The sequence below is a fragment of the Ruegeria sp. HKCCD8929 genome (genome assembly GCF_013031405.1).
Lineage (GTDB): Bacteria > Pseudomonadota > Alphaproteobacteria > Rhodobacterales > Rhodobacteraceae > Ruegeria.
This window is the reverse complement of record NZ_WPZY01000013.1, coordinates 124,132-137,188: the sequence shown is the minus strand read 5'-3', so window position 1 is coordinate 137,188 and position 13,057 is coordinate 124,132. Positions and strand designations below refer to the sequence as shown.

At 63.8% G+C, this 13,057-nt stretch carries 14 protein-coding genes; 8 read left to right on the top strand and 6 right to left on the bottom strand.

The genetic code is table 11. From position 1 onward, the window contains the following. Positions 1-990, top strand: a 990-nt coding sequence (locus GOX53_RS18880; RefSeq protein WP_171179052.1) for a hypothetical protein, incomplete at its 5' end; no start/stop codon positions are given. Positions 991-1,123: 133 nt separating this feature from the next. On the opposite strand, the gene GOX53_RS18875 is transcribed toward GOX53_RS18880, so the two are convergent. Next, entirely contained in the window at positions 1,124-2,236 is a 1,113-nt protein-coding gene (locus GOX53_RS18875) for an S-(hydroxymethyl)glutathione dehydrogenase/class III alcohol dehydrogenase (RefSeq protein WP_171179050.1), read from the bottom strand. A gap of 130 nt (positions 2,237-2,366) precedes the next feature. Here GOX53_RS18875 and GOX53_RS18870 point away from each other — a divergent pair, with 130 nt between their 5' ends. From GOX53_RS18870 to GOX53_RS18850, 5 genes are all read left to right on the top strand, one after another. Next, complete coding sequence (locus GOX53_RS18870) at positions 2,367-2,654, top strand: I78 family peptidase inhibitor (protein WP_171179049.1); 288 nt, start codon at positions 2,367-2,369, stop codon at positions 2,652-2,654. Between the two features lie 104 nt (positions 2,655-2,758). Then, a complete protein-coding gene (locus GOX53_RS18865; protein ID WP_171179048.1) occupies positions 2,759-4,411 on the top strand; it encodes a DNA polymerase Y family protein in 1,653 nt (550 codons plus the stop codon). 64 nt (positions 4,412-4,475) lie between these two features. Then, the gene (locus GOX53_RS18860) at positions 4,476-5,156 is read left to right on the top strand and encodes a helix-turn-helix transcriptional regulator (RefSeq protein ID WP_171179046.1); all 681 of its coding nucleotides are present in this window, start codon (positions 4,476-4,478) and stop codon (positions 5,154-5,156) included. Next, positions 5,153-5,596: a hypothetical protein gene (locus GOX53_RS18855; protein ID WP_171179044.1), complete on the top strand. Its 444-nt coding sequence runs from the start codon at positions 5,153-5,155 to the stop codon at positions 5,594-5,596. Before GOX53_RS18860 ends, GOX53_RS18855 begins: the two co-directional genes overlap by 4 nt. 79 nt (positions 5,597-5,675) lie before the next feature. Next, positions 5,676-6,026: a DUF2794 domain-containing protein gene (locus tag GOX53_RS18850; protein ID WP_171179042.1), complete on the top strand. Its 351-nt coding sequence runs from the start codon at positions 5,676-5,678 to the stop codon at positions 6,024-6,026. Here the strand turns inward: GOX53_RS18850 and GOX53_RS18845 are convergent. The 3 genes from GOX53_RS18845 to GOX53_RS18835 form a co-directional block, all read right to left on the bottom strand. Continuing rightward, on the bottom strand, positions 6,023-6,760 hold the full coding sequence (locus GOX53_RS18845) for a C40 family peptidase (protein ID WP_171179040.1): 738 nt from the start codon (positions 6,758-6,760) through the stop codon (positions 6,023-6,025). The genes GOX53_RS18850 and GOX53_RS18845 overlap by 4 nt on opposite strands. Next, positions 6,757-8,136, bottom strand: coding sequence for a M17 family metallopeptidase (locus tag GOX53_RS18840; protein ID WP_171179038.1), 1,380 nt, complete (start codon positions 8,134-8,136; stop codon positions 6,757-6,759). Before GOX53_RS18840 ends, GOX53_RS18845 begins: the two co-directional genes overlap by 4 nt. Positions 8,137-8,200: 64 nt before the next feature. Next, positions 8,201-8,590, bottom strand: coding sequence for a hypothetical protein (locus GOX53_RS18835; protein ID WP_171179088.1), 390 nt, complete (start codon positions 8,588-8,590; stop codon positions 8,201-8,203). Positions 8,591-8,739: 149 nt separating this feature from the next. On the opposite strand from GOX53_RS18835, the gene GOX53_RS18830 reads away from it, so the two are divergent. Together GOX53_RS18830 and GOX53_RS18825 are read left to right on the top strand one after the other, a co-directional pair. Next, complete coding sequence (locus GOX53_RS18830) at positions 8,740-9,390, top strand: carbonic anhydrase (RefSeq protein WP_171179035.1); 651 nt, start codon at positions 8,740-8,742, stop codon at positions 9,388-9,390. A 112-nt stretch (positions 9,391-9,502) separates the two neighbouring features. Beyond that, complete coding sequence (locus GOX53_RS18825) at positions 9,503-10,039, top strand: SRPBCC family protein (RefSeq protein WP_171179033.1); 537 nt, start codon at positions 9,503-9,505, stop codon at positions 10,037-10,039. Positions 10,040-10,142: 103 nt separating this feature from the next. Here the strand turns inward: GOX53_RS18825 and GOX53_RS18820 are convergent, their stop codons facing one another. Both GOX53_RS18820 and GOX53_RS18815 read right to left on the bottom strand, forming a co-directional pair. Further along, positions 10,143-11,777: a DUF4139 domain-containing protein gene (locus tag GOX53_RS18820; RefSeq protein ID WP_171179031.1), complete on the bottom strand. Its 1,635-nt coding sequence runs from the start codon at positions 11,775-11,777 to the stop codon at positions 10,143-10,145. A gap of 171 nt (positions 11,778-11,948) precedes the next feature. Continuing rightward, positions 11,949-12,971 carry an aspartate-semialdehyde dehydrogenase gene (locus tag GOX53_RS18815; protein WP_171179029.1) on the bottom strand — a complete coding sequence of 341 codons (1,023 nt, stop codon included), beginning with the start codon at positions 12,969-12,971 and terminating at the stop codon, positions 11,949-11,951. Between the last annotated feature and the right edge of the window lie 86 nt (positions 12,972-13,057).

The window sequence follows — 13,057 nt, the reverse complement described above, 5'->3', positions numbered from 1 at the left end:
ATTCAAAGGTGGAAAATTCCAGTTCGCAATGGCCCGAAAATCGGGGGGAAGGTCACAAGCACCGGTGATAAAAAATCACCCGGCTGGTGTTTTGACCGATTTGGACAATCAGCAACACATCTTCCTGACGGCTCGGTAGTTTACATCGGAGGAGAACACGAGGATCACTACGACCCCGACTTTTACATATATAACGATGTTGTCGTCGTGCGATCAGATGCGTCGATCGAAATCTACGGCTACCCAACCGATGTCTTCCCGCCGACCGACTTCCACAGCGCGACCTTGTGTGGTGATGAGATAATTATTGTTGGTGGATTGCGCTATCATGAACATCGTGATTACAGCGATACGTTCGTTTTTCGATTGCGGCTAACCGATTTCTCCATTCACCGCGTGGAAACTCAAGGCGACGCTCCGTCATGGCTCTACGAACACAAGGCAGAGTTGGCGAGTGACGGTAAGAGATTAATATGCACAGGTGGTCAAGTTACTCACCATCCCACGGAATTCACGGTTGAGAACCTGACAACATGGGAATTCGATCTTGAATCGAAGTCCTGGAATCCCATGGCGACTGAATCAGGTCAACGATGGATGCTGCTCCGCGAAGATGAAAGTTGGAACGATTTGTGGAAAATCGAACAGGTGGCGTGTGCAAGTCGTTCATCACGCCAAGACACGTTTGCAGAGAGGTATCGGGCTGAATTTGAAGAACGAGGGCACGTTGTCGACCCAAATCTATTCTACGCTCGTTTTTCTCCGCCTGTTCCACATAGTGTCCTCGAACCTGATCCAGACAGCGAGGAATATCGTGTGCATCGAATTCTCGTAGCCGGTGTCGTCGTTCGATTTGTGGAGGACATGCACGAGATTGCGGTTACTGTTAAAGGGGAACTGAGTTCAGAGCTGCTTGAAGCACTTAAGCGACATTGCCTCGAAACGTACAGCGGTCTTGAAGGCGTGCCATACAAATCAGTGCATCTATAGCAGCAAATTCTGGTTCTGCCCCGTTGAAGCGACCTTTCGTCGCTCACAGCGAAGGACAGTAAAGTTGCAAATAGCAGACCATTTAAAGTCGCTGAATTCAGGGCCGGAATGACCGGCCCTTCAGGTTCAGATGTTAGTAAATCACCACACTCCGGATGCTCTCGCCCGCGTGCATCAGGTCAAAGCCCTTGTTGATGTCGTCCAGTCCCATGGTGTGGGTGATCATCGGGTCGATCTCGATCTTCCCTTCCATGTACCAGTCCACGATCTTGGGCACATCCGTCCGCCCCCGGGCGCCGCCAAAGGCCGTCCCGCGCCAGGACCGGCCGGTGACCAGTTGGAACGGACGGGTCGAGATCTCGGCCCCCGCGGGCGCCACGCCGATGATGATGGACTCACCCCAACCCTTGTGCGCCGATTCCAGCGCCGCGCGCATCACGCCCACGTTGCCGGTGGCGTCAAAGGTGTAGTCCGCTCCGCCCTTGGTCAGATCCACCAGATAAGGCACCAGATCGCCTTCGACCTCGCCGGGGTTGACGAAATCGGTCATGCCGAATTTCGTGGCCATTTCCACCTTTGCGGGGTTCAGGTCGACACCGACGATCTGATCAGCGCCCGCCAGTCTCAGACCCTGAATCACGTTCAGCCCGATACCACCCAGGCCGAACACGATGGCGCGTGACCCGATCTCGACCTTCGCCGTGTTGATCACCGCGCCGATGCCAGTGGTCACGCCGCAACCGATATAGCAGATCTTGTCGAACGGCGCGTCCTCGCGCACCTTGGCCAGCGCGATCTCGGGCAGAACCGTGTGGTTCGAGAAGGTCGAACAGCCCATGTAATGCAGGATCGGATCGCCATCCAGTGTCGAGAAACGAGACGTCCCGTCGGGCATCAGGCCCTGGCCCTGCGTCGAACGGATCGCCCGGCACAGGTTGGTCTTGGGATGCAGGCAGTATTCACACTCGCGGCATTCCGGCGTGTAAAGCGGGATCACGTGATCGCCCGGCTTCAGGCTGGTCACGCCCGGGCCGACCTCAACCACCACGCCCGCGCCCTCATGGCCGAGGATGGCGGGGAACAGCCCCTCGGGGTCGGCCCCCGATAGGGTGAACTCATCGGTGTGGCAGATGCCGGTGGCCTTGATCTCGACCAGAACCTCGCCCGCCTTGGGGCCTTCGAGGTTAACATCCATCACTTCCAAGGGCTTGCCCGCCTCAAGGGCAACGGCGGCACGGGTACGCATGGTGTTATCTCTCCCTGTCAACTTCGCTCGACCCTGCGTCAAATACAGGGTGTTTTCAACTCCCGTTTCATGACAGGGTGCCGGAAAGAACGACCTTCCAGAACCGACACCGCCGGAGAGAGGAGCGCCAATGCACCGTTTTGTTCTGATCCTGCCGCTGCTGGCCGCCTGCACCGAAACCGGCGCGCCGGTGGACCTCACGGCAGAGCCCGAAGCCGCGCCGGTTGATCTGGCCTTCTGCGAAGGTGAGCCGTTCGTGGATGCCGTCGGCCAGCCGGTGTCGACGATCCAGGCCACGCTGCCCGCCCGGTCCCGCGTGCTCGGCCCCAATGACATCGCCACGCAGGACTATCGCATCGACCGGCTGAACGTCTTCGTAAACGGGGCCGGGGTGATCCAGCGCCTGACCTGCGGCTAAGCCCTTTTTCATATCGATATCGACACCACTTGGGTCCGGAGTGGGACTCGACTCTGCAGGTGATTCCCAGGTAAGAACAAAATAAGAACATTTGCTGCCTGCCCATGCCCAGACGCCGTATCCTCTCCCTCTGGTTTCCCCGCCTCGGTGCGGAACGGCTGATGCGCGCCGCGCGCGGCCTGCAGACTGGCCCGCTGGCCGTGGTGGCGGAACAGTCCAACATGCAGGTCATTTCCGCGATGAATGCCGAGGCCGAGACCGCCGGTCTGCGCATCGGCCAGCCGGTGCGCGATGCCCACGCCATGTGCGCGGCGCTGATCACGCGGGCCCGCAACGCCCCGGCCGAGGCCAGCTTTCTCACCGCGATCCGGCGCTGGGCGGGCAAGTTCAGCCCCTGGGTGGCCGAGGAACTGCCGGACGGGCTGGTCATCGACCTGTCGGGCTGCGCCCATCTCTTCGGCGGGGAAGAAACACTGCTCAGCCTGGTCGAACAGGATTGCGCCGACATGGGGCTCAGCGTGCAGATGGGCATCGCCGACACGCTGGGCGCGGCCTGGGCGCTGGCGCGCTATGCGGGGCAGGAGGCCACATCGGATCGCAATGGCGACGCGATTTCGCAAGAGGCCCGCGCCACCCGCGCCCGTGCGGGCAAGCGGCGGCACTGGACCCGGGGCGGCGCGGCACCGCAGGTGGTGGCGCTGGGCGGCGGCGCCCGGATCGCTCCGCCGGGCCAGACCTATGGCGCGCTCAGCCCGCTGCCGATTGCCGCCCTCCGGCTTGAGGATCACACAATGGCACAGCTCAACCGGCTGGGGCTGCGGCGGGTCGGCGACCTGCTGGGCCAGCCGCGTGCCGGGCTGGCCCGCCGCTTCGGACGCGGGCTGGTGGCGCGGATGGATCAGGCCATGGGCAGCGCGCCCGAGCCGGTCTCGCCCGCCCGCCCGCCGCATCACTTCGCGGTGCGGATGACCCTGCCCAACCCGATCGGGCTGCAAGAGGACGTGATGGCGGCGATCGACCGGATGCTGCCCACGCTCTGCACCCGGCTCGAGGACAAGGCGCGCGGCGTGCGCACCCTGCGGCTCGAGGCGCACCGCACCGATCAGGCCGCCGAGGTGGTCGAGGTCGGACTGGCCCGTCCGTCCTTCGACAAATACCGCATTCGCCCTTTGTTAGAGATGAAAATCGACCAGATCGACGCCGGTTATGGCATCGACATGCTGCGGCTTGAGGCGGTGCAGACCGAGCCGGTCCATGCCCGCACCCTGACCGGCCATGCCGAGGCCAGTCGCGCCGTGCGCGACCGGCTGGCGGGCAACACCGCCGTCGATGACCTGATCGGCAAGCTGGGCGCGCGGGTGGGGCTCGAGGCGATCACCCGCCGCCACCCGGCCGCGTCCCACATCCCCGAGAAAACCGCCCAGACCCTGGCCGCCGCTTGGTCCGAGCCCGCCCGCGACTGGCCTGCCCCGGCGCGTCCCCGGCCTCTGCTTCTGTGGCAGCCGGAACCGGTGACCGCGCCGGACACATCCGCCGTGCCGCAAACCTTCCGCTGGCGCGGGCGCGACTGGCGGCTGGCACAGGCCTCGGGGCCCGAACGCATCGCGCCGGAATGGTGGCTGGACGATCCCAACTGGCGCAGCGGCGTGCGCGACTACTGGGTGGTGGTGACCGAGCAGGGCGACCGGCTGTGGCTGTTCTACGGCCATGGCGGCACGATGTCCTCGGGCTGGTTCTGTCAGGGAAGCTTTGCGTGACGCTCAGGCGGCGGGCGAAGTGTTTTCCCTGTGGCTGCGCCGCGCCCCGCGCTAGGCTGACACCATGACCCTGACCCCGCGCCTCGATATCCTCGGTTCCGCCCTGGCCGACACCAGCCGCGCCCGGATGCTGTGCGAACTGATGGACGGGCGCGCCTTCACCAACAAGGAACTGGCCGGCGCCGCCGGGATCACCCCGCAAACCGCCAGCGCCCATCTGCGCAAGTTGGAAGAGGCCGGGCTGATCGCGGCCGAACGCAGCGGGCGCTGTCTCTACCACCGGATCGCGGGCGCGCAGGTCGCCGAGGCGCTGGAAACCTTGGCCACGCTGGCGCCCTGCGATCACCTCTACCGCGCGCAGCAGCGCAAGGGCGCACGGGCACAGATGCTGGCGGCGCGCAGTTGCTACGACCATCTGGCCGGAAAACTCGGCGTGATGATCGCCGAAGCTCTCGAGGCCAACGGCGACCTGATCCGGGATGACGACCGGTTCCTGCCGCAACCCTCGCAGCGCTGGGCGCAACTGGGCGTTCGCCTCACGGGCCGCGCCCCTTTGGCCCGCCCTTGCCTCGATTGGACCGAGCGCAAATCCCACATCGCCGGACCCATCGGGCGCCAGATCCTGACACAGGCGCTGGAGCGCGACTGGCTGCAACGCAAACGCGCCGAGCGCGGCCTGACCGTGACCCGCGCCGGGGCGGAGACGTTTCAACAGATCCTCGGGATCAGCTGGAATGCCGCATGACAGTGCTGCATCTGACCTCGGACCGGTTCCGCACCGAAACCGGGTATCGCATCCTGGTGCAGGTGCCCGAACCCGATTGCGACGCGGTGCTGCAGGCCATCCTGTCTTACGATCCCTTGCCCTATGGCGATTATGACCGGGTCGCCTTTGCCACTTCGGGCACCCAGCAGTTCCGCTCGCTGCCCGGCGGGGCCAATGCAGCGGCCGAGACGGTGGTCAAGGTGCCCTGCCTCGAGCTTTCGGTGTTCACCCGCGCCGACCCGGAAAAGCTGGAGCAAATCCTGCGCGCGACCTATGACGCCCACCCCTATGAGGAACCCGTGATCCAGATCGTTCCGGCCTTCCGCACCTGCCATATCCGCGGCGTGGATGAGGACAATCCCAACCGGTTCTGGAATCGCAAAACCGCCGACTGGGTGCCCGGGGCGCATCGCCGCTGAGTGATCGCGCCGCCTCAACTGCCAGCGATTTGCGCGCTGCAGGCTTGATTTGATGAAAAAAAATGGCGAGGCTTGCGGCATGAATATGCAGCCTCCCAGCCCGTTTGGTACGGGCCCGGCCCAGATGCAGGTCGCGTTCGACCGGCGCGAGTTGTCCCTTATCCTCTCTGTCTATGGCCGGATGGTGGCTTTGGGAGAGTGGCGGGATTACGGCATTTCCAGCCTATGCGACACGGCCGTCTTCTCAATCTTCCGCCGCACCGCCGAACATCCCATTTACCGCGTCGAAAAACACCCCCGCCTGCGTCAGCGGCAGGGCATGTATTCGGTCGTCGGCATGGACGGGCGCATCCTCAAGCGCGGACAGGACCTGCGCACGGTCCTGCGGGTGCTGGAACGCAAGCTGATCCGCGCAGTCGACCCGGATTAGAGCCGCTTATGCGCGGTCACCGGCCCGTCGCCCTGCGCCAGAATGCGCGGGAGGGCCTCGGCAATCGGCTCATATTGCACCGCCATGTGATGCGCGTTGGCATGCAGCAGCGTGTCCGCGTCGGCAACCCAGGCCACATGCCCCTTCCAGAACATCAGGTCCCCCCGCTGCGGCGCCGTACCTTCGGGCAGCGTCGCGCCCAAAGCGTGCTCCTGAGCACCACTGTCACCGGGGCAATCCTGCCCGCAGGCCAGCAGCGCTGCCTGCACCAGGCCCGAACAATCCAGCCCGAACCGGCTGTTGCCGCCCCACAGGTACGGCGTGCCCAGAAACAACGCCGCCACCGCCACCGGGTCGGACAGAACCGTACCCTCAGGCACCAGATGCGCCTTGGGAATAAAGCCCAGGTTGGTCTCGATGAAACCGCCGGTCTCGGACAGCGCCGCCACCCGGCTGCCGAAACTCAACGACAGCCGGTCCGGGCTTTTCATATCCGCCTGCTCATAGGCATGGGTGCCAAGCGCGCTGACCCAATGGGTCGCGGCCTGCTCAAGGCCCAGCCATTCCGATCGAAGCCAACCGGGATAGCCGTCCTTGTCGGCCACCACACGGCTCCACCCGTCGGCCTCATCCTCGACCTGCACCGTATCGCCATAGAGCAGCTGCCGGTCGCGCGGTCCCTCCGGTGCGCGCAGCAGATCGACGACCGGGGCGGTGACGCGCCGCGTGCTCATAGCCCCAGCAACTCGGGCAGGGCTGCAAGCAGCGCGCGTGGTCCCTGACCCAACCCGCCTTTCGTTCGGCCCGGCTCCTTGCTCCGCTGCCAGGCGTAGATGTCGAAATGCAAATAACGGCTCTCGGTCACGAAGCGGCGCAGGAACAGCGCGGCGGTGATCGACCCCGCAAACCCGCCCGAGGGCGCATTGTCGAGATCGGCAATCCCCGGCTCGATCAGCGCCTCGTAAGGCTCGTGAAACGGCATCCGCCAGACCGGATCTGCCGCCTCTATTGCCGCCTGCGCCAAGGCCGAAGCTGCCGTATCATCATCGGTATAGAACGGCGCCAGATCCGCCCCCAAAGCCACCCGTGCGGCCCCGGTCAGCGTCGCCATCGAGATCACCAGATCCGGCGCGCCCTCATCCGCCAGCGCCAGCGCGTCGGCCAGCACCAGCCGTCCCTCGGCATCGGTATTGTTGATCTCGACCGTCAGCCCTTTGCGCGAGGTCAGGATGTCGCCGGGCCGGAACGCGTTGCCCGCAACCGAGTTTTCCACCGCCGGGATCAGCATCCGCAATTGCAGCGGCAGCTCCAGCGCCATGATCATCCGTGCCAGCCCCAGCACATTGGCCGCCCCGCCCATGTCCTTTTTCATCAGCCCCATGGCGGCGGCAGGTTTCAGGTCCAGCCCACCCGTGTCGAAACAAACCCCTTTTCCCACCAGCGTTAGCTTTGGCCCCGATGCGCCCCAGTTCATCTCGATCAGACGCGGTGCCTGTTCGGCGGCGCGGCCCACCGTGTGGATCATGGGAAAGTTCTGCGCCAGCAGCGCATCGCCCGTAATCGTGTCGCACGTAGCCCCGAACTCACCGGCCAGCCCTTCGGCAGCCGCCTGCAACGCCTCCGGCCCCATGTCCGAGGCCGGCGTGTTCACCAGATCGCGGATCAGCGCCTCGGCATTCACCTGAGCCTCAATCCGGGCAGCATCCACACTGTCAGGCGCGATCAGCCGCGCCTTGGCAGGCGACTGTTTCTTGTACCGGTCAAAGGCATAGCCGCCGATCAGCCAGCCGACACACTCGGTCGGCAGGGCGTCATCGCCCACCCCTGACGCGATACGATACGCGCCCTCCGGTAGCTTCTCGGCGGCAGCGGCCAGCGGGAATCGCTTGCGCGCCCGCTTGGCCGCCGTGCCATATCCGGCCAGCGCCATGCCCACGCCATCAACGCCGGGAACCAGCAGAGCCTGTCCGATGGCGCCGGTAAACCCGTTCGCCTCAACCCAGGACCGGACAGCATCCGGCTGGTCCGACAGCCAGCCCTCCAGCTCGGACTGTTCGATCACATGCAACGGAATGGCGCCATCGCTTGGCGCGGCAAAGGACAGGGTCATGGGCGGCTCACCTCAATTCAGATGCAACCCAGACTAGCCTGCGAACCCGCGCCCGCAACCCCGCTCAGACCGAAAGATCCTGCAAATCCCAGACCGCCGTCAGCGAACGTTCGCCAACGCGGATCAGTCGGAACAGAGTGGCGCTGGTCGCAACCGGATCGCCACTGTCGACCGCTTCGGTCACGTCGCCCGCCACCCGGGCCAGCGCGGTCATGCCAATCTGGTCCGAGATCGCGATCAGCGAGCGCGCGCTCTTGCGCAGGTCCAGCCAATCCTGCTGCCGCCACAACCGCTCGCAATTCGACAGACGCACGGCCAGTTCCTCAATGGCCCGGCACACCACATCCTCGGCCCCGGCATCGCCGAGCTGAGAATAAAGCCCGCCCAGACGTTCGGGATCCAGACGCACGGATTCGTTCTGTACGAGTGTGATAACTTTATCCACCACGTTCACCCCAATAGTCACGTACCCCCACGGCACGGACAGCATCCTGCGGCCACAGTAGTTTGCAAAAGGTTGTCGCAGGACCGGATAATGTCTCGAATTTTTCTTCAATACCCACTAAATGACCGGACAGAACCGACAAACACAGGGACGATTAGATGGATTTTGCCCGACCTTTGCCGAGCTATCTGGTGAAACGCTACCATGGCTGGAAGGCCACGACCTATTCCGAAAATCAGGTCTGGTACCGACGTTTGGCCACCGAGGGGCAGCGCCCGCGCGCAATGGTGATCTCGTGCTGCGACAGCCGCGTACATGTCACCTCCATCTTCGGTGCCGATCAGGGTGAGTTCTTCATTCACCGCAACATCGCCAATCTGGTGCCACCTTATGCGCCCGACGGCGACCACCACGGCACCAGCGCCGCGATTGAATATGCGGTAACCGCGCTGAAGGTCGCGCATCTGATCGTGCTGGGTCATTCCCAATGCGGCGGCGTGCAGGGCTGCATCGACATGTGCAAGGGCAAGGCGCCGCAGCTTGAGGCCAAGGATAGCTTCGTCGGCCGCTGGATGGACATCCTGAAACCCAAATACGATCTGGTCGCCGACGTGGAAGACAGCACCGAACAGGCGCGTCAGTTCGAAAAACAGGCGGTTGTGGCATCGCTCGACAACCTGATGACCTTCCCCTTCATCGCCTCGGCGGTCGAGGAAGGGGCGCTCAGCCTGCATGGCCTCTGGACCGATATCGGCGAAGGCGGGCTGCAATGCTACGACCCGCAGACCGAGACATTCGTCGAGGTCTGAGGCGCAGACAGCCCCAGCAAGGAATTGCCAAAGGGTGCGGAACAGGGCTCTGTCCGCGCCCTTTTTCTGTTATGATCACGGCAGGTTAACCCAATTTGGATTGGAGCAGGAAATGCGATTGATCAAACGAATTCTGACGGTTCTGGTGGTGATCATCGTCGCCCTTGTCGTGATCGCCTATCTGCTGCCCGGCAAGGCCGTCGTGGCGCGCTCGATCACCATCGACGCCGCGCCCGAGGCGGTGTTTCCGCACGTGAACTCGATGCAGAAAACCGAGGGCTGGTCGCCCTGGCTGTCCCGCGATCCGCAGACGCAGCTGACCTATACCGGCGCCGAGGCGGGCGTGGGCAACAAGCTGCAATGGGCGTCCGAGCATCCGCAGGTGGGGTCCGGCACGCAGGAGATCATCGAAAGTGTCGAGAACCAATCGGTGAAAACCGCGCTCGATTTCGGTGACATGGGCACGGCCACGGCCCAGTTCACCCTGACCCCGGCCGGAGAGGGGACCGAGGTCACATGGGGGTTTGAGACCGAGCTCGGCCTGAACCCTGCCATGCGCTGGATGGGCCTGATGATGGATAGCTGGGTCGGCGCCGATTATGAGGCCGGTCTGGCCAACCTCAAACAGCTGGTCGAAGCGCAGGGCTGACTAGAGCGGGTCGCGTTTGATCGGAGTTGTGAACCCGAAGGCAGCGTTTGCGAAGCATGACGCGTTCGCCGATGCTGAAGGGTGCGATGCAACGCTACCCGCTCTAGCGCAGCTCCATCCCCTCGGGCCAGCCCAGCGTGGTGTCCAGCCGGATGGTCTCGGTCTGGCCCGGGGACAGCTCCATCTCCCACGCCAGAATGCCGCGCTGCTTGTCGACATTCTCCTCGTCCGGATGGGGCGAGGCGCTCCAGTCGATCTCAAGATCGTCCTGCTCGGAATAGGGTACCCGGTCCAGCAGCCGCAGAGGCCAGCTTTGCGAGGTCAGGTTCTCGATCAGGATCTCGACCCGCTCCACCTGCTGGTTCGAGCTGGTGATGATGCCGGTATCGCCGCTGCTGCGGTTGAGGACATCACGCTTGATCGCCAGCCCGTGCAGCGGCCCGAACCCCATCTCGACCTCTTCGCCTTGGCGGATCATCGGTGCGTACCCGGCGGCCACGAACACCCCGTCCACATACCACTTGGACAGGCTGGATTCGAGCAGCGTCTGACCGGACTCGTTGGTGAACCGCGCCGTGCGGAACGCGGTCCGGTCCTGCAGGGGCACCGCCAGCGCAAACACCTCGGCGCCTTGCGTCAGCGTGTCGATGCGCATCTCCATGAATTCCGCGCCCGAGGCCAGCGAGACCGGGTTGGGTAACGTGAAGGTCACCCCGGTCCCTTCGACTGCGGACGTCACCGGCACAGCCGGTGCCGCCTCTTCAAAGGCCATATCGGCCTCGGCGGACGGCTGCGCCATCGAAAACACTGCCCCCTCCGTGCTCAGCTTTCGCGCCGTGGGCTCAAAGATCATGCGGCGCCAGGGCACAAGGTACGAGGCACTGTTTTCCCCGGTCGGCTGTAACGTGGACAGGTGCAGCGTCACGTCTTCCCAGTTTTCGCCGGTGTTCTGGCTCAGAACCGCGCTGCGGGCGATGGCAATCTCGGGCGCCTCACCGGTCTTCAGGTCGAACTCATAGACCGGCGCCCATTCGCCGCCGCCGATGACAAGGTAGTCGATGGAAACCGAACCCTGAACCGCCTCCGCCGCACTGATGTCGACGGCGGTGAACAACCGGGATTCATCCTCCAGCGCAATGGCGCGCAGATCCGCCTGAGCCGCCTGCAGCTCCTCCTGCAACGCCTCCAGCCGCAATTCGATCTCACCGGCCTCAATCTCGGCAGTCTGTGCGGCCTCCCCGGCGCTCAGCGCCTCTTCTCCGATCATCCGGGCAATATCGCGCAGCCCATCGCTGCCGGCCTCGGCCAGCCCTTCATTGTCGCCCAGCTTGCCCAGAAACGCGATCGTCTGGGCGGCGGCCTCGGCCTTCAGGCGGGCACGGGCGGCCTCGACCTCAACCGCCTCGATCCGGCGCTCGATCTCGGTGATCCGATCCTCGGCGGCGCGCACCTCGTCGCGTTTGTAATCATACCAGGGCACATTATCGGTCCGCACCACCAGCGCGTTCTGCGCCGCGCCTTCAAGCTGGATATCCAGCGTCTCAAGGATCGAGTCCGAGGCGGGAATGCCCAGCAGAACCAGCCGGTGATCCCCGGCGGGCACCTCGAACTGCGCCCGTCGCGTGACCGCGGCACTTTGCGGGTAGAGCGTCACCTCGGAAACCTGCGTTTCCACCGGAAAGGTTTCGGCCAGGGCAAGGGACGGGATCAGGGTAAAAAGAGAAATGAGATAGCGCATGACAGCTCGCTTCGATGCAGGAAATAACTGCAACAAGCGTCGCAAGGCACCGGCGGCTTGGCAAGCACGTTCCGGGCCCGCGCAAGGGGGAAATTTGTGGCCAAAACGGCCCTTGCCGCACGAAAAAGGCCGCCCTGTCCGGGGCGGCCTCAGTCGATAACGCTATATTTCTCAGCCCTTTTTAAGGACTTCCCGGCCCAGCAGCTCGGCGATCTGCACCGCGTTCAGCGCCGCACCCTTGCGCAGGTTGTCGCTGACGCACCACAGGTTCAGACCGTTCTCGATGGTCGAATCCTGACGGATGCGGCTGATGAAGGTGGCAAAATCGCCCACGCATTCCACCGGGGTCACGTAGCCGCCGCTTTCGCGTTTGTCGATCACCATGACACCCGGCGCCTCGCGCAGGATATCGCGGGCCTCATCCTCGTCCAGAAACTCCTCGAGCTCGATGTTCACGGCCTCGGAATGGCCGACGAACACCGGCACCCGCACGCAGGTCGCGGTGACCTTGATCGCGGGGTCCACGATCTTTTTGGTCTCGGCCACCATCTTCCATTCTTCCTTGGTGGAGCCGTCTTCCATGAAGACGTCGATATGCGGAATGACGTTAAAGGCGATCTGCTTCTGGAACTTCTTCGGCTCAACCTCGTTGATCGGGTTGTAGACGGCCTTGGTCTGATCCCACAGCTCGTCCATGCCTTCCTTGCCCGCGCCCGACACTGACTGATAGGTCGAGACGACAACCCGCTTGATCGTGGCGCGGTCATGCAGCGGCTTCAGCGCCACCACCATCTGCGCGGTCGAGCAGTTGGGATTGGCGATGATGTTCTTCTTGGAATAGCCGTGGACCGCCTGCGGATTGCACTCGGGCACGATCAGCGGAACGTCCGGGTCGTAACGGTAGAGCGACGAGTTGTCGATCACCACACAGCCTGCCGCCGCCGCCTTGGGCGCATAATCCTTGGTCGCCGCCGAGCCCACGGCAAACAGCGCCATGTCCCAGCCGGTGAAATCAAAGGTGTCCAGGTCCTGGGTTGTCAGTGTCTTGTCGCCAAAGCTGACTTCGGTGCCCAGCGAACGACGGCTTGCCAGGGCGGCAAGTTCGTCCACGGGGAACTGGCGCTCGGCCAGGATGTTCAGCATTTCGCGGCCCACGTTACCGGTGGCGCCGACGACAACGACGCGATAGCCCATGTTGTGTCTCCTGAATTAAGGACGCGCGTTCATAGCCGCCTTGTCCGAAAGAAAAAAGGGGCAAAGGGGGCGCATTTCCGGGTTTG

Excerpts from the sequence above, each read along its gene's own strand:
- GOX53_RS18870 (WP_171179049.1), top strand. The coding sequence starts at position 2,367 with ATGCACCGTTTTGTTCTGATCCTGCCGCTGCTGGCCGCCTGCACCGAA.
- GOX53_RS18815 (WP_171179029.1), bottom strand. The coding sequence starts at position 12,971 with ATGGGCTATCGCGTCGTTGTCGTCGGCGCCACCGGTAACGTGGGCCGC.
- GOX53_RS18820 (WP_171179031.1), bottom strand. The coding sequence starts at position 11,777 with ATGCGCTATCTCATTTCTCTTTTTACCCTGATCCCGTCCCTTGCCCTG.
- GOX53_RS18855 (WP_171179044.1), top strand. The coding sequence starts at position 5,153 with ATGACAGTGCTGCATCTGACCTCGGACCGGTTCCGCACCGAAACCGGG.
- GOX53_RS18860 (WP_171179046.1), top strand. The coding sequence starts at position 4,476 with ATGACCCTGACCCCGCGCCTCGATATCCTCGGTTCCGCCCTGGCCGAC.
- GOX53_RS18830 (WP_171179035.1), top strand. The coding sequence starts at position 8,740 with ATGGATTTTGCCCGACCTTTGCCGAGCTATCTGGTGAAACGCTACCAT.
- GOX53_RS18850 (WP_171179042.1), top strand. The coding sequence starts at position 5,676 with ATGAATATGCAGCCTCCCAGCCCGTTTGGTACGGGCCCGGCCCAGATG.
- GOX53_RS18845 (WP_171179040.1), bottom strand. The coding sequence starts at position 6,760 with ATGAGCACGCGGCGCGTCACCGCCCCGGTCGTCGATCTGCTGCGCGCA.
- GOX53_RS18875 (WP_171179050.1), bottom strand. The coding sequence starts at position 2,236 with ATGCGTACCCGTGCCGCCGTTGCCCTTGAGGCGGGCAAGCCCTTGGAA.
- GOX53_RS18865 (WP_171179048.1), top strand. The coding sequence starts at position 2,759 with ATGCCCAGACGCCGTATCCTCTCCCTCTGGTTTCCCCGCCTCGGTGCG.
- GOX53_RS18840 (WP_171179038.1), bottom strand. The coding sequence starts at position 8,136 with ATGACCCTGTCCTTTGCCGCGCCAAGCGATGGCGCCATTCCGTTGCAT.
- GOX53_RS18825 (WP_171179033.1), top strand. The coding sequence starts at position 9,503 with ATGCGATTGATCAAACGAATTCTGACGGTTCTGGTGGTGATCATCGTC.